The sequence below is a fragment of the Candidatus Seribacter sulfatis genome (assembly GCF_964187635.1).
GTDB classification, from domain to species: domain Bacteria; phylum Verrucomicrobiota; class Verrucomicrobiia; order Opitutales; family Seribacteraceae; genus Seribacter; species Seribacter sulfatis.
Genome location: NZ_CAXLMO010000059.1, coordinates 36,900 through 56,940 on the forward strand (window position 1 = coordinate 36,900; position 20,041 = coordinate 56,940).

14 protein-coding genes are annotated in these 20,041 nt (G+C 41.0%); 7 read left to right on the forward strand and 7 right to left on the reverse strand.

Features of this window, described 5'->3' with window-relative positions; all coding sequences use genetic code 11:
• Nucleotides 1-54 precede the first annotated feature (54 nt).
• Entirely contained in the window at nucleotides 55-1,938 is a 1,884-nt protein-coding gene (locus tag ACKPQ5_RS06335; protein WP_407678257.1) for a GreA/GreB family elongation factor, read from the forward strand.
• 96 nt (nucleotides 1,939-2,034) lie between these two features.
• Nucleotides 2,035-2,964 carry an ArsR/SmtB family transcription factor gene (locus ACKPQ5_RS06340; protein ID WP_407678282.1) on the forward strand — a complete coding sequence of 310 codons (930 nt, stop codon included), beginning with the start codon at nucleotides 2,035-2,037 and terminating at the stop codon, nucleotides 2,962-2,964.
• Here ACKPQ5_RS06340 and ACKPQ5_RS06345 read toward each other — a convergent pair.
• From ACKPQ5_RS06345 to ACKPQ5_RS06360, 4 genes are read right to left on the reverse strand one after another with little or no spacing between them, the layout of a single operon-like run.
• The gene (locus tag ACKPQ5_RS06345) at nucleotides 2,961-6,140 is read right to left on the reverse strand and encodes an efflux RND transporter permease subunit (RefSeq protein ID WP_407678258.1); all 3,180 of its coding nucleotides are present in this window, start codon (nucleotides 6,138-6,140) and stop codon (nucleotides 2,961-2,963) included. The two genes, ACKPQ5_RS06340 and ACKPQ5_RS06345, sit on opposite strands and share 4 nt — an antisense overlap.
• Nucleotides 6,140-7,354 carry an efflux RND transporter periplasmic adaptor subunit gene (locus ACKPQ5_RS06350; protein WP_407678259.1) on the reverse strand — a complete coding sequence of 405 codons (1,215 nt, stop codon included), beginning with the start codon at nucleotides 7,352-7,354 and terminating at the stop codon, nucleotides 6,140-6,142. The genes ACKPQ5_RS06345 and ACKPQ5_RS06350 overlap by 1 nt, the downstream gene beginning before the upstream one ends.
• Nucleotides 7,351-8,766: a TolC family protein gene (locus tag ACKPQ5_RS06355; protein WP_407678260.1), complete on the reverse strand. Its 1,416-nt coding sequence runs from the start codon at nucleotides 8,764-8,766 to the stop codon at nucleotides 7,351-7,353. The genes ACKPQ5_RS06350 and ACKPQ5_RS06355 overlap by 4 nt, the downstream gene beginning before the upstream one ends.
• The gene (locus ACKPQ5_RS06360) at nucleotides 8,763-9,434 is read right to left on the reverse strand and encodes a TetR/AcrR family transcriptional regulator (RefSeq protein WP_407678261.1); all 672 of its coding nucleotides are present in this window, start codon (nucleotides 9,432-9,434) and stop codon (nucleotides 8,763-8,765) included. Before ACKPQ5_RS06360 ends, ACKPQ5_RS06355 begins: the two co-directional genes overlap by 4 nt.
• A 188-nt stretch (nucleotides 9,435-9,622) precedes the next feature.
• Between ACKPQ5_RS06360 and rpsP the strand changes: the two genes are divergently transcribed.
• The 4 genes from rpsP to ACKPQ5_RS06380 all read left to right on the forward strand — a co-directional run bounded on the left by rpsP (nucleotide 9,623) and on the right by ACKPQ5_RS06380 (nucleotide 14,997).
• The gene (rpsP, locus tag ACKPQ5_RS06365) at nucleotides 9,623-10,498 is read left to right on the forward strand and encodes a 30S ribosomal protein S16 (protein ID WP_407678262.1); all 876 of its coding nucleotides are present in this window, start codon (nucleotides 9,623-9,625) and stop codon (nucleotides 10,496-10,498) included.
• A gap of 52 nt (nucleotides 10,499-10,550) precedes the next feature.
• Entirely contained in the window at nucleotides 10,551-11,246 is a 696-nt protein-coding gene (trmD, locus tag ACKPQ5_RS06370) for a tRNA (guanosine(37)-N1)-methyltransferase TrmD (protein ID WP_407678263.1), read from the forward strand.
• 19 nt (nucleotides 11,247-11,265) lie between these two features.
• Entirely contained in the window at nucleotides 11,266-11,643 is a 378-nt protein-coding gene (rplS, locus tag ACKPQ5_RS06375) for a 50S ribosomal protein L19 (RefSeq protein WP_407678264.1), read from the forward strand.
• Nucleotides 11,644-11,826: 183 nt separating this feature from the next.
• Nucleotides 11,827-14,997 carry a hypothetical protein gene (locus ACKPQ5_RS06380; RefSeq protein WP_407678265.1) on the forward strand — a complete coding sequence of 1,057 codons (3,171 nt, stop codon included), beginning with the start codon at nucleotides 11,827-11,829 and terminating at the stop codon, nucleotides 14,995-14,997.
• Between the two features lie 7 nt (nucleotides 14,998-15,004).
• On the opposite strand, the gene ACKPQ5_RS06385 is transcribed toward ACKPQ5_RS06380, so the two are convergent.
• Genes ACKPQ5_RS06385 through ACKPQ5_RS06395 form a run of 3 tightly spaced genes read right to left on the reverse strand, consistent with a single transcriptional unit; the run spans nucleotide 15,005 to nucleotide 18,636 of the window.
• A complete protein-coding gene (locus ACKPQ5_RS06385) occupies nucleotides 15,005-16,444 on the reverse strand; it encodes a glycosyltransferase family protein (RefSeq protein ID WP_407678266.1) in 1,440 nt (479 codons plus the stop codon).
• 27 nt (nucleotides 16,445-16,471) lie between these two features.
• A complete protein-coding gene (locus ACKPQ5_RS06390) occupies nucleotides 16,472-17,452 on the reverse strand; it encodes a glucosyl-3-phosphoglycerate synthase (protein ID WP_407678267.1) in 981 nt (326 codons plus the stop codon).
• Entirely contained in the window at nucleotides 17,449-18,636 is a 1,188-nt protein-coding gene (locus tag ACKPQ5_RS06395) for a M20/M25/M40 family metallo-hydrolase (protein ID WP_407678268.1), read from the reverse strand. Before ACKPQ5_RS06395 ends, ACKPQ5_RS06390 begins: the two co-directional genes overlap by 4 nt.
• A gap of 145 nt (nucleotides 18,637-18,781) precedes the next feature.
• Here ACKPQ5_RS06395 and ACKPQ5_RS06400 point away from each other — a divergent pair, with 145 nt between their 5' ends.
• The gene (locus ACKPQ5_RS06400) at nucleotides 18,782-20,038 is read left to right on the forward strand and encodes a glycosyltransferase (protein ID WP_407678269.1); all 1,257 of its coding nucleotides are present in this window, start codon (nucleotides 18,782-18,784) and stop codon (nucleotides 20,036-20,038) included.
• Nucleotides 20,039-20,041 lie beyond the last annotated feature (3 nt).

Sequence of the window (20,041 nt, forward strand, 5' to 3'; positions counted from 1 at the left end):
TAGCTCTTCTGTTAGTAAATAATCGCCAGTTTATACCTTACACTTCAAACTAGAATGAATGTTGAAATAATCGATCAATTGATTGAACAAGATCCTTCCCTAGAATCTTCACGCCCAGCCCTCGAGGCTATGAATGAAGGTGCTTCTTGCATCCATAAAAGTTGGGGTCTTGGCAAAATAACCGGTTTTGACACGGATCGTGGTATGTTATTAATCGACTTCGAAGAGGATGATAGAAAAAGCCATGCGATGGATCCAGTCTTTTGCCTCGGTAAAATCGAATTTTTAGAGGATGATCACATTATCTCCCGTCATCGTTCAAACCCGGCTGAAATCGATACACTAGCCAAAAAAGAACCAGTTAATTTAATAATTGAAATTTTAGTAAAATTTGAGGACGGTTGTGCCGCAAGTCGTGATATCGAGAGGATATTAGGTTATTTGTTTGGCTCAGCTAAAGGCAAGAAATGGTGGACTGCTACGAAGAAACTTTTGGTGAAAGACCCTCGTGTTGCAGTTCCTAACAAAAAGACAGAACCCTATGTCTTGCGTGACGAACCGGTGAAGCCTGAACAAGAAATCCTGCAAGACTTTTTTGATGAGAAAAGATCTAAAGTAAAAATTGCTCTTGCAGAAAAGCTTTTTGATTTAGCTTCTGAAAAAGAGGACCTTCAAGCCGATTTGCCTCAAGTCTTAGCGGACTTAACCAATGCGATTCTCGAAGCCCGCAATCTCAGTGAAGCGGATCGTTTACATGGTATTTGGGTCAGAAATAACTTGGCGCGTGACGTTGAAGAGGATGTGGAGAAGCTTGAACCCACTTCCGCGTCCATACTGCATGAATGTGAAGCAGACCTTCCTAGGCTTGCCAATTTGCTTCCCACCAAATTTCATTCCCGTTTTCTCGATCTCGTAACCCGAGTTTATCCAGACAATTGGAAAGCAGTCGTGGTAAATTTATTGCAACATTCCTCGGTTAAGTTTTCCGGAGAATGTGCTCATTTTCTTATTGATCGTGACGAAACGAAGCTTCTAATCAAATCCTTATCAAACTGGCTAGATGAACAGACTTTAAAGGCACCTGTTCTATTATGGATGTTAAAATTTCGTGAACTGGTAAAATTTAAAGATATACTGAAAGGACTAATTAATCCTAAACTCCTCACTGCTGTGTTTTCCGCTATTGACTATGAGTCTTTGCAAAATGCAACGACTCGAAGAATTCCACTTGCTGAGATTTTGTCAGATGATCGGGAATTATTACCTGACATCTTGTGCAAGGGAAGTGCTGAAAATGCACAGGATTTAGCCCAAGCCCTCTTATTAAATCCTGGGTTTGAAGATTTAAGTAAACGTTCGTTACTGGCCCGTTTTATTAAAATGTTTCCTGAGATCCAAAGTCTCATTGATGGCAGTGCGAATTCAGATTCATCCAATCGTGCTACCGTGACGGATGATTCGTTAATTGTCTCTCAACCAAGCTATGATCAAAAGTTGGGCGATCTTGATGAATTAACGAAAGTCAAAATCCCTGAAAATTCCTTGGCGATCGAAGCGGCACGGGAACACGGTGATTTGCGTGAGAACGCAGAATACCACATGGCGAAGGACGAACAAAAATTTCTTCTTGCCAGACAATCGGAATTACAAGCCGATATCATGCGCGCAAAGCCCACTGATTTTGCGGATGCTCCCACTGATTCAATTGGAATTGGCTCGATCGTTGAATTGGAAGATCAATCTGATTCGAAGTCACAGACTTACACGGTTTTAGGTGCTTGGGATAGTGATCCTGAGAACAATGTCCTCTCTTATTTAACTCCCTTAGGGCAAATGTTACTTGGGAAGAAAATTAGTGATATTGTCGAAACTGATGTAGCAGGAAATATCCAAACTTGGAAGGTCAAGGGATTATCTCGTTGGTTGGATAAGAAGTAGTTATTTTCTGTGTTGTGGTTTGTCTTGATTTTCAAAACCACAAATATTAGTTTTGCTTAATTGTTTCTATTCGGCAATTCCTACTAGTATATGACAATGAAGGTCACCGAGGTACTACAGGTACTGTCTGATAGCACCCGTCTGCGTATGTTACGACTACTCGGGCAGGAAGAACTGTCTGTTGCCGAATTGCAAGAAATCTTAGAAATGGGACAATCTCGTATTTCAAGTCACCTTTCGTTACTCAGAAGGTATGAGATGGTAAGTGACCGAAAGGAGGGAAAGAAAACTTTCTATACTTTAATTCTGGGAGGTTCGAAACAATTTGAACTTGTGAGAATCGCCTTAGAAGTAGATTCAGATGAAGAATTTTGGAATACGGATCAATCTGCATTGCAACGAATCATTGAAAGAAGAATGCGGGCAAGCGAACAATATTTTGATGAAGTTGCCGGGCGATTAGGAAAAAATTATGTACCGGGACGATCGTGGGATGCGATCGGACATTTCCTACTTCGTTTAGTTCCTAAAATTATTATTGCTGACTTGGGTGCTGGCGAAGGAATGATCTCTCAATTATTAGCCGAGAGAGCACAAAAAGTGTATTGTATTGATCGCTCAAAAAGCATGGTGAGACTCGGTCTAGAACTGGCAAAGAAAAATGGACTGTCCAACTTGAATTACAAACTCGGTGATTTAGAGAAAGTTCCCCTTCAAGATAATAGCGTTGATTTAGCCTTAATGAGTCAATCATTACATCATGCAGAACGTCCAAATGTAGCACTGCAAGAGGCGTTTAGGATTTTAAAACCCGGTGGTCAATTAATTGTAATTGATTTGAAGCAGCATCAATTTGAAAAAGCCCGACAATTATACAGCGATCGATGGTTGGGCTTCGCTGAAAACGAACTTTATTCTTTAATCAAAGAGTCAGGATTTCAAAAGGCTAAAGTTGAAATTGTTGCGAAGGAAAATACCGAACCATTTTTTGAGACCCTGCTTGCTACAGGCGAAAAGGGTATTTAAGCAGAATCTTCAGTTCGCATAATTGCATCGGGTTGGGTATCTTGCGATATACCAAACCACTTGAGCGGTCTTTTGAGGGTCCGTAAGATGTCCTCTAAGATTAGATATAAACAGGGCACCATAATGAGGGTGATAAATGTGGCAAATAACACGCCAAACCCGATCGCAATTGCCATCGGTTTTAAGAATTGAGCTTGAAGGCTACGTTCAAAAAGAATGGGGAGTAATCCAACAAAGGTAGTCAGCGAGGTCAGAAGAATGGGCCGGAATCTTGCCATTCCTGCACTTTTAGCGGCCTCAAGCAAAGTTGAATTTTTACTTTTTTGATTTACATAGTGAACCAGGACTAGGCTATCGTTTATTACTACTCCAGTTAATGCAACAATTCCAAACATCGACAACTGACTCAGAGGAATTGAGAAAAGCAAATGTCCCAATACTGCCCCAATTAATCCAAATGGAATCACAGACATTACTAAAAGAGGCTGGAAATAAGAACGAAATGGAATTGCTAATAATGCGTATATTATAAAAAGGGCAATCCAACCGGACTGAGCAAGGCTTGAGTCGCTTTCATTTTGCTCTTTTCTTTCTCCCACAAATGAGAAGCGCAAGGAGGGAAAATCCTTGCGGATTGATGGTAGAAAAGATTGATCCAAATCCCTCTCTATACTGGGTATATCAGCAATTAATTTGTCTGCCGATGATTGCACATTAATGATACGGGCACGATCCGATCTTTTAATTGTGGGATAACCCTGACCGTACGATATCTGGGCAATTTCTTCCAAAGGAACTTCAATGCCCTGCGGGGTTCGAATTCGGAGGCTTTCTAATGCACTGAGACTTTTTCTGTCTTGCAGCGGATATCGAAGCATTACTTTCAACTCTTCGCGATCCCGTTGAAGTCTTTGAATCTCTTCCCCGTAGTAAGCTTGCCTGACTTGTCGACCAAGGTCAGATTCGGTCAAGCCTAGTGCCCGACCTGCCGAATTGAGTTTTAATTTTAATTCTCTTTTTCCACCGGAATAGGAATCAGAAATATCAAACAGCCCCTGATACTTTTTAAAATGTTCTTTGAGCTGGTGGGCCGCTTTTTTCATGGTTTCTAAATTTTGTCCGGAAATTTCTATATCCAATGCAGTTTTACTTCCCCCGGCTGCCACATCACCAAAATAAATTTGTTTAACTCCTGGAAGTGGACCAATTCTTTCGCGCCAAAGAGCGGAAATTTGGGGAGCACTCCTGGTGCGATCCTCCGATTTAATAAGCTCCACACTAACTTCCCCGATATTGGAACCGCTTACAATATTGGAGGAACTTTTCGGCCCACCAGAAAATGGCTGTGCACCCATTGTAATCATATCGTATCGAAAGGGATTGGGCTCGCCGACCGATTTCAAATACTGGATCACTTCAATCCTTGCATTCTCTACTAGTTTTATGGAGTGCTCGGTGGTAGCAGCGGGGACTCCATCCTGCATTGTTAATTTGACCGATATATAGTCAGAAGGTACCGGCGGTACACCGCGCACAGACTTAACATGGCCACCGATTATGAGGGCAAAGGTTATTATCAATATGCCTAGGAATCCTGCCACTACGGGCCATCGCAAACGGAGGCACCTAAAGAGAAATGGGGAATAGACTTTTTCTATAAAGCGCTCAAGACCATCTGCAATTGATTCCTGTATTCGAGAAAACCAATTTTTTCCACCCCGGTTAAATCGACAAAAGGTGAGGTGGTAAGGTAGAATAAACTTTGATTCCACCAATGAAAATAACAACGCAGGGATTACAACAAGTGGGATATCTTTCATCAGTTTCCCTAACCAGCCTGGTAAAAAAAGCAGGGGTACGAATGCCACTACACTGGTAAGAATGGCAAAGGTCACAGGCATCGCGACTAATTGAGTTCCCTTGATTGACGCATCCACGGGGGAGAGACCTTTCTTTCCCAGCGTGTAAACAGACTCCCCCACGACAATGGCATCATCTACGAGAATTCCGAGAACTACAATAAATGCAAAAAGAGAGACCAAATTGATCGATGCACCAATGACTCCCATAGTTGCAAACGCACCCATAAAGGAAATCGGCAAGCCGAGAGCAACAAAGAAGGCCAGCGATGGACGAAGGAAAAATGATAAAACAAGAAATACGAGAATTAGACCATGTTGGGCATTTCTGATCATCATATCTAATCGACCTTGGAGGTAATAGGAACTGTCCTGCCAAATCGTCATGCTGATCCCCTCCGGTAATAGGAGCTTTTGCTTCTCAACATAGTCTGAGACCTTTTCGGATATATCAAGTGGGCTTTGTTTTCCTACTCTAAAAATTCGTAAGGTTACTGCAGGTTGACCTTTAAATGTGGTATATAAAACCTTATCTTCAAATCCATCTTTTACCCATGCAATATCTTGAAGTTGTACGGAAGAACCATTGGGAGATGATACAATTTCAATCTGTTCAAATTGTCGGCCTTCCCTTGCTTTCCCAGTCGTGCGCAGAAGTGTTTCTCCGGCAGTAGTTCGAGCCACTCCGCCTGGAATATCGACTGAATTTCTCTTTAAAGCTTGGGAAACGGAATCAAAGCTTAACCCATGTTCACGCATTGCTTGCTCGGAGAGTTCGATTCCGATTTCTGGGTTTCTGATTCCTGATATTTCGACCTGGGTGATGCCTGCAATATTGGTGAGGTCATCCTGTGTTTTTTCGGCAAGCCTTCGAATTGATTGAATGTCAGACTGTCCATGTATCGCAAGGGCGAGAACCCTTCGTTTCGCAGTCATAACTTCAACAATAGGTTTTTCTGCCTCTTCGGGGAAGTTATTGATCGCATCAACTCGAACTTTAATCTCATCAGCAAGAACTTTGGCACTTTTTCCTTTCTCAACCTGGATGCTAATGACACCGGTATTTTCTCGGGCAAAGGAAGTCATTTCCTTGATGCCTACAAGATCCCAAATTTTTTCTTCTATTTGTTTGCAAACTCCGTCTTCAACCTCAAGTGGAGCAGCTCCCGGGTAGATTACTGAGACTGTAACTATATCGAGATCGAAATCAGGAAATAGCTCCATTTTTAAACCTCGAATAGAAATGATCCCGGCGAGTAAAATAATCCCGGCGAGTAAATTGGCTGCTACCCCATTTTTGGCAAACCAGGCAATCATTACTGTGTCTTGTTTTGGTCTGCGGTGGAAGACGAAATTTTAACTTTCATTCCTTCCGCAATAATATCCATCGGTGTGATGCAAACTCTCTCCCCTTCTTGAATCCCACCCACAACCCACACTTCCAGTCCATCTCTCTTGACACTTTTAACTTTCCGCACAGTCAAACGATCCTCCTGGTCTAAAACAAGAATCGTATTTTGTTCTCTGAATGCAGAGATAGGGATTATGAATACATCAATCTTTGGTCCAATGAGTTTTAGTTTCACAAATTGTCCAATGCTTAACGGGTTTTCAACTTTAGAAATTTGGTTAAAAGGATCGGTGAAACAATTATCGAAACGAGCAACCAAGTTGTGCAGACGAGTGCGCGGATCGATTATTCCCTGAGATCGATCAATCACGCCAGAATGGATTGTCTTTCCTTCCTCATTTACAATTTTGACTGCAATTTGGTTTTCTCCATGAGGAGAACCCTCATTAAAATTAAGAAATGAAAGTTCTTTCCTACTAAGTGCGAGTTGAACTTCCCCTTTTTTAATTGAATAGATTTTTGCGAGTGCAGAGGAAGAACCTGAACCAACCTGTTGCCCCACATCGGCTAAAATATTTAGGATTCTGCCTCTGAATGGAGCCCGTACATTTGCTTTAAGCACATTTTTTTTGGCCTGGTTATGTAGTGCTTCTGCTGCCTTTGCTTCGGCCTCTGCTTTTAAGATTTGGGGCTGTCTTTTTACTAAAGCCGTGGCGAGTTTCCAATCCCGGTCACCCCATTCCGTTTTTGCCTGGTCTGCAAGTGCCCGTTCCTGTGCTAATTGATACTCCGTCCGTCTCAGGTTTGCCAATGTTTCTGCCTCTCGAGCAAGGAGATCAATATCGACAATTTTGACCAACAAATCTCCCTTTTCGAAAAAGCCTCCATTTTGAAAGGATGCAATCGATTGATTTACTTCGTTTTTAAACGGTGCCACTCCTTCAATCAATCCAGGTACCTCGGCAATTAAATTGGTAAGAGTGCGTGCCTGTACGGTTCCAAATGCCTCTATTGTTGCTCTTTGGGATACCAGGTTTGCTTCGACGATGTCGACAAAGGGAAGTTGTTTAACAATTTCTTTTGGTTTCGACTGGGGCTTACTTTCGATCAGATATTTTCCAATCAAAATTGCAGAAGTAATAATAACCCCGCATATAATCAACATTTTGAACTTCTTCATGATTCTGTGGCGATGGCTTCCATGCCAATTGCTAGGTAAAGGTTTATTCGGTTCAGAATTCTTTCTTTTTTAAGGAGTAAAAATCGACTTTCTGCTTCAAATGAACGCCTTCTTGTATCAAGGGCATTAAAAATTCCCTCCACTCCACGCTGATATCTCTTCCAACTCAACTCAGCTGCGTTTGCATAGGCAATGGACGACTGTTGTAACTTCGTTTCTTCATTTGCAAGGTGGATTTCAGCAGAGAGTGAATTCTCCACTTCAAAAAATGCCCGAAGGATAACCGCTTTCAGTTCGAAAAGAGCAGATTTTTGTAAGGCTTCTGATTTTCTTATTCCTGCCCGCAGTCTTCCTCCCTGAAAGATCGGTTGACTTACGGCACCGGAAATATCCCATACTCGAAATTTCTGATCGACCAAATCACTGAAATTATCCGAACGGCTTCCTGGAGCACCAGTTAGTGTAAAGGAGGGGAGTAGGTTTTTATTCGCCACCTTTAAATCCAATCCAGTTGATTGAACTTTTAACCGAGCCGAGTTTAAATCATAACGTGATTCGATCACTTCTGCAGGAGTGGGGGGAAGGGGAGGGAGGACCAGGTCAGGAAGAGACATGGAAGAATTAAGATCCATTTTTCCATCCGGGTAATCACCGATTAATTCTTGAAGAGTTTGGGTTAAGTTCATTGCCAAACGTTTTCTCTGGGCTAAGTTTGCCTGAGACGAAAGGTAGCTGGCTTCCGCAAGTTTTTGCTCCAGTGCAGTGGCCAGTCCTGTTTGGTATCGGTCATTAATAAAGGAGAGATTCTTGGAATAGGTTTCAATTGTTTTTTCAACTAGTTCTATCTGAAAAGAATTCTCGACTAAATTGAACCACGCCTTCGCGACTTGACCATTTAGTGACAATCGGGCTGCTTGGTAATCTGCTAAGCTTGATTCAAATCTCTTTTTAGCAGAATTACGGGAATCTTTAATCTTTCCCCATAAATCTATTTCCCAGCTTACATTTATTCCGGAATTGAAACTGCTCGAAGTAAATGAGGTTTCACTGTTTGGAAAATTGAACCCAATTAAATTTCTTTTATTTCTGGCTCCAGTAACATTTGCATTAGCAGATGGTAAGAGATTGGCTCCCCCAATTGTGGCATCTTCCCCCTTGGCAACCATTCGTTCATACATGGATGCTAATTCAGAATTATTTTGATTCGCTTGCGAAATCAAACGAGTAAGCGGGGGGATTTCAAAAGAATCTGTCCAGTAGGTTATATTGCGGTCCGCTGATCTAACCTCGAAATCGGAGTTCCATTGGGCGGGAATTAAATTTTTCTCTAAATTTGATATTTCCTTTTTTGTCGACCGACACGACAAAAGGGCAAAAAAAGGAATTAAGATACAAATAGGGTGAATTTTCATTGTTTAATTTGAATACCTGCCTCGAAACCATTGGATACAAAAATTATAAGTCGATCGATCATGGCACTGACAGCATTTTCATTATATTTGCCTACTGAAAAGTCAATCATTCGACGATGTTGTGCCAATGTACCTAACATTGATGAAACGGCCAGATGGTAATTCCAATATAAATCCTCCTCGTTTGCATCGGGATTGGAGTTTTTCAGTTCAGTCATAAAAACCTGAGATAATTCTCCGAAAAATCTTTTTTGTATTTTAGCAAGAAATTCTGCTGGCTCTGTAAAACTACGAGCAATGATTTCGATGATGCCGTTTTGATTAGTGATCTGTTTCTCCACTTCCTCTCCCACGGGGTGAATCAGGGCCCGGAAAATTTCTATATTGGGCAATGCTTTGTCTGCGAATTTTACTTTAGCCTCGTCTAATCTTTTCCTCCTTTTTAAGTTTATCGGTTCTATCTTGGATTTGATCATTTCTAAGACCATGGCTTCTTTCGAACCAAAGTGATAATGAGCAGATGCGAGATTCGTTTTGGCTTTCTTGGCTACGACCCTCATCGTAACGCCGGCCACACCCTTTGAAGCGAATAATGTTTCAGTAGTTCGTAAAAGCCTTGCTTTTGTTTCTTGCCCATTGGCACGAGTAAGAATGGAGGAACAAACCATGATTGAGCCTATTTAAACAATCGTTTGAAGAAAGACAAGATTGCTTTACAATTGGTAACCGAAATTCATTGAGTTCAAGGTGTGGATATGCCCGATAATTAAGGGGTTTTTCATTGACAGAGTGTTAATAATATTCTTTTCTTTTAGCTTTTTCCTTATTTCGCACCCCTTCATTTACTAAGAAGATTATGATTAAGATTCGCTTGCAAAGACACGGAGCCCGCCACTCCCCATTTTATCGTATGGTAGTCACTCCATCTACCACCCGTCGTGACGGAAAGTTTATTGAAGTTCTCGGAACTTATAGTCCGAAGGCACATGCTCGTTCCGAAGAACTCAAGTTGAAGATGGATCGCATCGATCATTGGTTAGGCGTGGGTGCACAACCCACTGACACTGCTAAAAGTTTAATTCGCCAAGGTCGTCTTACTCCAGAGGAATGGTTGAAGAAATCAGAGCGAGAAGCCGCTAAACGATTAGCACGTGCTCAGAAGAGTGATGTTGCACCTCAGATGGAAGACAAGAAGGAAGAAACTCCTGTTGCCGAACCCGAAGCGAAAGCGGAGGAATCGAAACCAGAAGAGAAGGCAGTCGCAGAGGTAAAAGAGGACAAGAAGGAAGAAGCACCTGTTGCCGAACCTGAAGTGAAAGCGGAGGAATCGAAACCAGAAAAGAAGGCAGTCGCAGAGGTAAAAGAAGACAAGAAGGAAGAAGCACCTACTGCCAAACCAGAAGCGAAAGCGGAAGAAGCGAAACCAGAAAAGAAGGCAGTCGCAGAGGTAAAAGAAGACAAGAAGGAAGAAGTACCTGCCGACAAACCAGAAGCGAAAGCGGAGGAAGTTAAACCAGAAAAGAAAGCAGTCGCAGAGGTAAAAGAAGACAAGAAGGAAGAAGCACCTGCCGACAAACCAGAAGCGAAAGCGGAGGAAGCTAAACCAGAAAAGAAAGCGGCCGCAGAAGCAAAAGAGGATAAAAAGGAAGCCAAGCCTGATGCGAAAGCAGAGGAAGCGAAGCCTGTCAAAAAAGCTCCTGCGAGCAAAACGAAGGAAGAAGAGTCCAAGTAAGGCTATCTATTAGCTGGCACTCTTACTTCCTGTATGTTTTTAAAACTTTGTGATGATTCGCAAGATGGAACCAATTCTGCGTTTCGATGTTTTATCTCTTTTTCCTAAGACATTAGAAGGTTTTATTGGGGAAAGTATAATCGCCCGTGGTATCGATAATGGCTTAATTGAGGTAAACTCTCTTGATTTACGCCGATGGGCAGATGGAAAACATCGTGAAACAGACGACCGACCATTTGGTGGTGGTGCTGGAATGGTAATGAAACCAGAACCCTTGTTTTCTGCAGTTGAAGATATTGCGGAACAATCATCCACTGTAATTTACATGGCTCCAGATGGTGAGAAATTAACTACTCCCTTATGTAAAGAACTTGCACAAGAAAAACATATTGTGGTACTGAGCGGACATTATGAAGGAGTTGATCAACGTGTTCGTGATAGTCTTGTAACTCGTGAAATAAGTGTAGGAGATTATGTTCTGACTAATGGAACTCTAAGCGCTTCTATTCTAATTGATGCAGTTAGCCGACACATTCCTGGTATGTTGGGGGATGAAGATTCTCTCAAAGATGAGAGCTTTGAAGATCAACTACTTGCATTTCCTCAGTACACAAGACCAGCAGAATTCCGTGGAATGAAGGTTCCCGATGTCCTTCTTTCCGGAAACCATTCCCAAATTTCGAAATGGCGTGAATCAAAAAGGTTGGAAAAGACCCAAAGACTACGTCCTGATTTATTGAAAAATTAACCTGAGAGTATACCGAATTATGAACAACCAACTACTAGAAGAAGTAACAAAAGAGTATTTAAAAGAAGGCCGCGACCAATTTAAAGTGGGAGATGGTGTAAAAGTTCATGTTCGAGTGCGAGAAGGAGAAAAAGAACGTATCCAAATTTTTGGCGGAATTGTGATCGCGCGCAAGGGATCAGGAGTTCATGAAACTTTTACTGTTCGCCGTATCGCATCTGGAGTCGGAGTGGAGCGAGTTTTTCCAGTTCATTCTCCCCTCATTGACAAGGTTGAAGTGGACCGGGAAAGTGTTACCATGCGTGCACGGATGTACTACCTGAGAGACAGGATTGGTAAAGAGGCGAACAAGGTAAAAGAAAAACGGCTTTTTGAAGCAAGGCGTGCGAGTAAATAGTTTGTTACTTACAGGCAGTTTTCTGTAATAGACAGAAAACTGTTATTCTATTTTTCACTTCTCGGTTACTCTCTCTTTAACCAACTCCATACTTCCCCGATCTTCTGGGGATTCATTTCATCTTTTGTATGAATTAATTTGGTGTTGGAACAATCGAATGACTCTCTTCATAGTAGATTACTGATGAAAAAGTCTTTATGGTTATTACTTGTATTATTGGTAACTATTGCAACGGCTGACCTTGTTATTTTTGAATGGTGGTTGCCTGCCCGATTTGAAAAAAAGTTAGCCCGTGCGATGGCGGACGGCGACCTTAGTTTTGATACTACAGAGTTAAACTGGGATGAGGGATATTTATCGGGTGGACAGTGGCTTAGTCCAAATCGAGATTTATTCCTAGGAGAAGGTCGATTTACTTATTCTTCTCTTGATTGGTTTTTGAAAGAAAATTCGCAAATCAAACATTTGCAATTAAAGAATTTTCGTGTGGTGGAAAAAGAAAGTATCGATTCGAACTTTGATATTGAGAAGGTGCTTGAATCGCTACGTTTAAATTCCTTGAACTACGGTTTTGATTCAATTGATATTAGTGGGAGGATCGAAAAAAATAAATTCTCTGTTCCATTTTCACTTTTTGCTTCTTATTCGAAGCCGGATCGACTTATTAAAGCAGCAATTGAGTTAAGGTTTGATGATTTATTTCCTACCATTAAGCAATTTATTCCGATCGATAAAAGTGTACTACTCCATATTGAAATACAACGAGAGGAGGCTCTTGGAGCTCAGATTTTAAGAATTTCAATTCGTAATAAAAAATTCGGAATGTTGAGTTATTTACATGATAGCAAATCCGAATTGATTCAACTTTATCTTGGGGGCAATCAATTAGAAATGGCTCGTTTTGAATTAAATGCTCAAAGAGGAGTTGAGGATAATCTATTTACTGGTGATTGGAACACTACCATCCTTTCTCGCAATTTAATCAAACAATTCCCTATCCTTTCCCTTGTTGATGGAATCGTAGAGAGTTCTGGTAGAATCAAGTTTGATACCCAAGGAAATAATGTTGAGTTAGAAGGTGAGGGAAATTTTTCAGTATCTTCTTTCTTTTTACCGCAAGAGGGCACTGTTAGTGGTCAAATAATTAGTCGTGTTCGAGTAGCAGATGATCAGTGGGGTGTTGAGAATTTTCGTATTCAGATTGAAAATAAAAAAGGAGAAAGAATAGAGGCAGAAACAAATCTTCCCTTTACTGATTTGAGAGAAATCAAAAATGTTAATCTGTTATTCCATTCGTTGGATGTGGGTCGATTGAAGCAACATTTTACAGATGGTACGCTTCTCAGTGGAAATTTTTTATCAGAAGTAAACGAGGGAATACTCTCCCTGAAATCCAGTAACTTACAAATTAAAAACAATGATAAAATACAAAAAGATTTCAATGTGACTGCAAAGATTCCTCTTTTTTCGGATTTGAATCAAACCGAGGATCTCAGTTTTAAAATTGAGGCTTTTTCTGAACAATTAGCTCCACTCGGATTTGTTCATGAAAAGTTTTCGGATTCGAATCAATATTCATTTCAAAAAGTCGATCTACAAGGGGTGATTCAACCTACCAATTGGCTTATCCAAAACGGTAATGCTGAACTGATTACAAAGGATAGAAATATACTCTTTTCCTTACGGGTAGAGAATCCGTTCGAAATATCTGTGCAAAATGACCTTGTTAATTACCAATCCAATAGTTTAGGAAATTCCGGTGCCATATCGTTTTTCAGTAAGGATTCTATACCAGAAGTCTTTTTAAATTTTCAAAATCTAAGTTTTGCTGGAATAGACTCTGTTTTTTCTGGGGAAATTATATTTGAAAATGGCTTTCCGGTCTGGACGGTTAAAAATTTCAAAACGGAAGTTATTGGAAATACTAATCAAACAACGGGCGGGCAGAGTTTCAAAATACAATGTGATTTGAATTTTTTCCCTCATCGTGGCAAACAGGGGATTTATGAATTAAATAATGTTATTTTAATGGATAGAAAAGAAGATAGATTCGAGGGTAATTTATCTATTTCCCTTAATCAAAAGGGCGGGGTTAGTCGTTTAACAAGCAACGATTTTGTAGTTAGTTCTCCGTTGTTAAATAGATTTTTATTCCCCCCATTTCCAAGCTTAAATAATTTGATCATTAAAACTAATCATCTTGATTGGCGGACTGATAAAACGAACCAGCTTGTGTTGGACGGACAAATGATCTTATCCACGCTTGGTTCTTCTTCAGAGCCTGCTTTTGAAATTCCAATCAAATGGACCGTAGTAAATGAAAATGATCAAATTTCTCATTGGATGAAGTTATCTTATCAAAAGAACCTCCGTTCAGATTTAGAAATAAGTTTAGTACCAGAAAAGAATTCGTTCACAATTAATAGCAAGCAAATCAGTGCAGTGGACTTGGTTGATTTATTTCGAAAATGCATTCGTCCGACGATTCAAAATGAATCAATTATTGCCGGGTGGTTGACAGAAAATAGAAATTTAAATCCGCAATTATCTTTCGAAACTGTTCTACTAACTCCTACTATTGCACTGAACGATTTCAAGGCAGAGATCAATCTTGAAAATCAAAACATTATCTTTCAATCCAAAATTCAAGATTCTCTCATTCAAGGCGAATTACAATTCAATTGGGTGGATTCCAATGCTTCGGAACTATCGACATTTAATCTCCAGTTAACTGGAGAAGATACTAATGCGTCTATTTTAAATTCATTCACGAATAAAATAATGAGCACGGATGGATTAGTTAATTGGAAACTCAATGCGAAGGGGGAAGTGAACGGTACCTTTGAACTCCAAAGTAGTATTGAAATTAGTAACTTGATGGTAATGCCATTGGATGGCGGGATGGACATCAATGCCGATCTGCTCAAAGAGGGAATGGAAAAGAGCTTGGGAAGTTCATTTTCCTGGTCCGCTCCTCAAACGAGAATGATTGAGGCTCTGGGCAATCTTATCGACGAAATTTCCTTTGAGCATGGCTCCATTAAAATGAGCAGAAAAGGTACAGGAGAATGGTTTTTTTCACTCTCTGATTTAACTGGTCAAGATATTAGCCTAATGGGGAGTGGATCCTTATCGTCAAATGGTAATTTCAAGATGAATATTTTCCCCGGCTTTAAAAATGAATGGGCCGATTTTCTTCAAGTAGTTAACATTCTCGCTGCCGGAAAAGCCCGCCAGGGATACCGCTCATTAAAACGGGAACCACTTGTTATTGAAGGAGTTCCTGGACGAATAAAGTTAACTAATTGGTGGGATATGCTCGGGCAAGGAATGGGATTGGAACCAGCAGAATAAAATACAGTTAGGTTCTCAGTAAGTTTAGACGGGCAGGGGAGAGAAACGAATCGAGTAGATGCTCGCCATGTGCATACTCGTACTGGTCTTGTTTTGAATCTAAGATCATTTCGTAAATATGCTTTAGTTTTGTTGTATAACTTTTCGGAGCAAAGTTTTCGTTAATTGATTCTTTATTTTTCAGAATGATCTCTGAATCGATTCTTTCCAGTTTAACTTGCGATCGAATTTCATCCCGTGCCTCTGTGGATTTTGAAATAGATAAAATAATTTCCTCCTGTAATACCTCGTCTAATCGGCCAAAGTCGACCTGATCATTCTGAACCATTGATTGATAGGCAATATCCGTCGCATTGCTTGGCATTTCCTGCTGGTATTCGAGAAAGAATTTTTCAAGTGTCGTTTGAATTTTTGATGTCAGTGATCCCTTGTTTTGCAGGTGTTCCAGGTTGATATTAATTCGTTGGTATAAGTGATTTAAATTAATACCGAGGCTTGAGAAATCCTGAGTTATTTCTGGAATATTTCGACCCCACAGAAATTTTCCGGACATCCATGGTTCCAGGAATCCTAAACCGAAACCCTCTGCAATACTGGTGGACAATATACCTTCAGCATGATCAACCATTTCTGGGAATGAAACAGAGGTTTTTTCCCCTAAAGCAAAAGTAACAGGAAGATTAATTTCATTACAAAATTGTGCCCATCTTTTAAAGATTGGCTGAAATTCGGGATTGGTAGGACCTAGACTATTTGCAAAGTGTTTTTCAGGATAAGAAGCGGCGATCAATGCTAATTCACCGAGGTTTTTTCTTCGAACTGCACGAACGGGATAGAGAAATAAATTATCCGGTAACTCAGGGAAGGGGAGGGTATTTACTTCCTGTGCGGCGGAGGGAATAGAAATGGCATTGGCTAATAGATGGACTGGACTCGCTTTGGTAGAAAAAACCTTTTTTAAAAATGTGTGATCCCGATGGTTAAGGGTTGCGTAATGAACTGTTGAGGAGGAGGGATAAGCCGACGAGTATATTTCTTTGAGTGCACTGAAATTCGAGGGTCTTCCGTCTTCTGCAAAATCATGGGGATGGAGCAGCATTGGATTTGCATCTTCTGCGAGCAGAGCAACTGCTTTTGTTAAAGAGGCGTTTTTACCCAGACTATGGTTGTGAATATGCCAAATGTCAGGTTTTCCTCCAAGCCCGACTTTTGCTGCCTTCTCCAATCGTTCTTTTAGCACAGAAGGGGAGATTGAATTAGTAGGTGAAGAATAATCAAGTCCCTCGACAATCTGGACATTTTTGATTTTATCGCCCGGATATTTTCGACCCGTTAAGACTACAAATTGGGGTGATTCAAGTTCTTGGCTAAATGACTCGAGTGTGTTTTCGATTACCCGGGTAACCCCTCCGGGTTCCAAGTGATAATGAACGATTGCAACCCTCATTTCAGTACGGGTTTCTTGTGTGGGAAATCAAGAATTACCCGTGCGCTTACGGTATCCATCAATTTCAATCATGGGAGGTCTTTCCTCTTCCACGACCTCCTGAACGAGTTGGTTATAGGAACCATCTTCCACCTCGAACCGTCGATAGAAGGTTTCCACATCAGGAACCCGATCAATTTTCCCTTGGCTGTGTAATCGATTAATAAAAGTTTGGAGAATACCAAAACTCATTTTACCCAGAGCATTTGTGGTTTGATTTCTGTGCACTCTTCGATCGAGGTCAGTTTGCGCAAAGGCATTTAAACCAAATTTTTCGTACAAATCCAGAAGGTGCGAGGTTTCCACGCCATATCCAATTGGAAAGGGAATCATTTCCAGTACTTCTCTTCTTGCCGCGTATTCTCCAGACAATGGTTGTATAATATTAGTCAGTTCAGGATAGAATAAAGAAAATAATGGACGAATCAAAATTTCGGTTACTCGTCCGCCTCCACTGGAGCGGAGACCACTTGAGTAATTGAGTGGTCTGTCGTAGAAAGCTTTTACATATTGTACTTCCGCTTGCTTGATTAATGGTGCAACGAGCCCGTAGACAAATCGCGGATGAATATTGGAGATATCCGCATCCACATAACAGATAATGTCTCCTTTGAGTTGATGAATTGCTTTCCAAAGGTTCTCTCCTTTTCCTCGCTTGTCCCCGACTTCAGGAAGGATTTCTGAGGCTAAGTAAGTATCTGCGCCATAGCTTTCAGCCACCTCGAGGGTTTTATCATTTGAGCCCGAATCAATAACAGCAAACTCATCAATTAATGGATATCTTTCCATTAGTTCAGAACGAAGAATCAAAACTTCTTTCCCAATAGTCTTTTCTTCATTAAGAGTGGGAATGCATAGAGAAATTTTCAGATCTTTTTTTTCTTTCTCCTTCACTAAATCCAAAATATCCCAAAATTCTCCGTGGTGAAAAGTATTGTTCTCGAGCCATTTTTGATTATCGCCTGTCATGATTCGCAAATTCCTTTATCGATTGCTTGAAGAAGAGTAACAAGCTGGGCAATTCCTGCTTGTAAGGGGGCAAGTTGAATCGTTTCATTTTCCTCACCAATATTTTCTGCATGGGTTAAGCCCAAAGTAACACCGGCATACCCCGCCTCGATTAGTACATTTAAGTCTCCTGTACTAGGGATTACTTGAGGGGTGATTCCAATTTCATCCATTATTGAACGGGTTGCTTTTACGAGTGGATGAGTAAATGGAATGCCACAATTCGGTCGGGTCGCGACCACTTCAAGTTTTACAGTGGTCCCATTTTCAAGAGAGCATTGTTCGCAAAGGTCATTTACTTTTTGTTGAAGTTCCGCAATCACTTCATCCGCTTCGCTGGTAATTTCAAAACGCAAACATCCACGGTGGGGTGTTTTGTTATAAGTCGTCCCACAGGTTAATCCACCAAGGACCATTTTAGTTTTGGGTTCCTTGGGGAGTGGTATTTCCAATAATTGATTAATGATTCGAGTTAGGTGTCCCACTGCTCCGGAGGAACCAAAACGATTCCAGTCATAATTACTGGGCACCTCGAGGCGAATCTCTCCCCGTAAAGTACCCAGTCCTGCATAACTTAATCTACCCTGACTCGCTCCCTCCACGCAGATTCCGGCACTAATCGGCCGTTGCTTGGTGTCTAAAAAATATCTTGCTCCTTCTAGGTTTCCACGACCCAAGCTTTTTGTGTTCGCTAGCAGAATTAGGTCATCCTTTAAGGTGATTCCTAGGATTTTTAGTAGCTTGGGTAATGCCACAACAGTGGCCAGGCCAATTGCATTATCGGCAATTCCGGGACCTGTAATTGAATCCGGACCCACGTTTAAAACATGCTGAGTGGTCGCATCAAAAACGGAATCTGCATGCGCCATCACCAAGATGGAGGATCGTCCCTCACTGCCGGGCAATACCGCCGATGCATTTCCCTGTTCATCTATTTCCGGATCCTCCATTCCATTTTCCCTAAATCGGTCAACCGTCAGTCGGATTCGATCTTCTTCGTTAAAAGTGGGGGAAGGAACTTCGCCCAGTAAAACCGCATCGGTTAGAACAAGTTTCCGTGCTTCCTTAAGTTTTTCGATTTGAGTGGGTAAATCTTGGAGCAAATTCCCAAGGTCAAATTCTTTTGAAGTAGTTTCTAGCATCATTTGATACACTCGCCATAATGTATTATTAAATATCTTGCCATTACAAAGTGATTTTTTCTTTTTATTGGTTGAAAAAATCTTCGAGTTACTTCACATAATGAGAGATCGTTCGTGGCAATTAATAGCAAATGACGATCCTCGTTTTATGTCAAAAAATATAGGTTTTATTTCAACTCGTTTTGCCGGGCAGGACGGGGTATCTCTTGAAAGTGCAAAGTGGGCAGAAGTACTTTGGGAGGACGAACATGTCAGCTACTGGTACAGTGGTCAGAGTGACCGGGACCCAGACATCAGTTTCGTAGTGCCTGAAGCATATTTTGGTTTTTCTGAAAATAAATGGATTAACGAAAGAATTTGGGGTTCCGGTCAAAGAGATCGATTTGTTTCTTCAAGGATTCGCGATCTTGCAGATTATATCAAAAGTACAATTTATCGATTTGTGGAGAGATTTGATATTGATATCGTAATTCCTCAAAATTGCCTGGCAATTCCAATGCACCTCCCACTCGGAATCGCGCTCACCGAATTTCTATCGGAAACACAGATGCCTGCGATTGCCCATCACCATGATTTTTTCTGGGAGCGTACTCGCTTTTCTGTTAACTCGGTTCCCGAATACTTGGACATGAGTTTCCCCCCCAAGTTTTCCAATATGAGAAATGTGGTGATCAACCAGGAGGCACAGGAACAGCTTGCTTTGCGGAAAGGTTTGTCATCATTGGTAATTCCCAATGTATTCGATTTTGATAATCCTCCCGACCATATAGACGAGTATGCCTCGGATGTTCGAGAAGAACTAGGATTGGCAGAGGATGATTTTTTTATTCTTCAACCCACTCGCGTGGTACCGAGAAAAGGAATTGAACAGGCGATCAAATTAGTCAGTTTGCTGAAAGATCCGCGCTGTAAACTAGTAATTTCCCATGAAGCTGGCGACGAGGGATATGAATATTTGGGAATGCTCGAACAACTCGCAAATGAAGAAGGTGTTGATATGCGAGTGGTTGCAGACCGAGTGGGAGAAGTGAGGCAACGTGATTCGGAAGGTAAGAAAATATATACCCTATGGGATCTTTATCTTCATGCAGATTTTGTTACTTACCCCAGTACCTATGAAGGATTCGGAAATGCACTCTTAGAAGCCATTTACTTCCGAAAGCCAGTATTGATTAATCGATACTCTATTTTTGTTCGCGATATTGAACCCAAGGGCTTTCGTTTATTAACAATGGATGGATTTGTTACTCCAAGCTTGGCAAAACGCGTGAAGCAAATTCTGTTTGATGCAGAGCTTCGAAAAGAGATTGTCAATTTCAACTATGAAGTCGCCCGTCACTTTTATTCTTATTCTGTTGTGCGGAGTAATTTACGTGCATTTATTGCCAGCTTAACCGGTTATTAATTT

Excerpts from the sequence above, each read along its gene's own strand:
- ACKPQ5_RS06335 (WP_407678257.1), top strand. The coding sequence starts at position 55 with ATGAATGTTGAAATAATCGATCAATTGATTGAACAAGATCCTTCCCTA.
- ACKPQ5_RS06340 (WP_407678282.1), top strand. The coding sequence starts at position 2,035 with ATGAAGGTCACCGAGGTACTACAGGTACTGTCTGATAGCACCCGTCTG.
- ACKPQ5_RS06345 (WP_407678258.1), bottom strand. The coding sequence starts at position 6,140 with ATGATTGCCTGGTTTGCCAAAAATGGGGTAGCAGCCAATTTACTCGCC.
- ACKPQ5_RS06350 (WP_407678259.1), bottom strand. The coding sequence starts at position 7,354 with ATGAAGAAGTTCAAAATGTTGATTATATGCGGGGTTATTATTACTTCT.
- ACKPQ5_RS06355 (WP_407678260.1), bottom strand. The coding sequence starts at position 8,766 with ATGAAAATTCACCCTATTTGTATCTTAATTCCTTTTTTTGCCCTTTTG.
- ACKPQ5_RS06360 (WP_407678261.1), bottom strand. The coding sequence starts at position 9,434 with ATGGTTTGTTCCTCCATTCTTACTCGTGCCAATGGGCAAGAAACAAAA.
- rpsP (WP_407678262.1), top strand. The coding sequence starts at position 9,623 with ATGATTAAGATTCGCTTGCAAAGACACGGAGCCCGCCACTCCCCATTT.
- trmD (WP_407678263.1), top strand. The coding sequence starts at position 10,551 with ATGATTCGCAAGATGGAACCAATTCTGCGTTTCGATGTTTTATCTCTT.
- rplS (WP_407678264.1), top strand. The coding sequence starts at position 11,266 with ATGAACAACCAACTACTAGAAGAAGTAACAAAAGAGTATTTAAAAGAA.
- ACKPQ5_RS06380 (WP_407678265.1), top strand. The coding sequence starts at position 11,827 with ATGAAAAAGTCTTTATGGTTATTACTTGTATTATTGGTAACTATTGCA.
- ACKPQ5_RS06385 (WP_407678266.1), bottom strand. The coding sequence starts at position 16,444 with ATGAGGGTTGCAATCGTTCATTATCACTTGGAACCCGGAGGGGTTACC.
- ACKPQ5_RS06390 (WP_407678267.1), bottom strand. The coding sequence starts at position 17,452 with ATGACAGGCGATAATCAAAAATGGCTCGAGAACAATACTTTTCACCAC.
- ACKPQ5_RS06395 (WP_407678268.1), bottom strand. The coding sequence starts at position 18,636 with ATGATGCTAGAAACTACTTCAAAAGAATTTGACCTTGGGAATTTGCTC.
- ACKPQ5_RS06400 (WP_407678269.1), top strand. The coding sequence starts at position 18,782 with ATGTCAAAAAATATAGGTTTTATTTCAACTCGTTTTGCCGGGCAGGAC.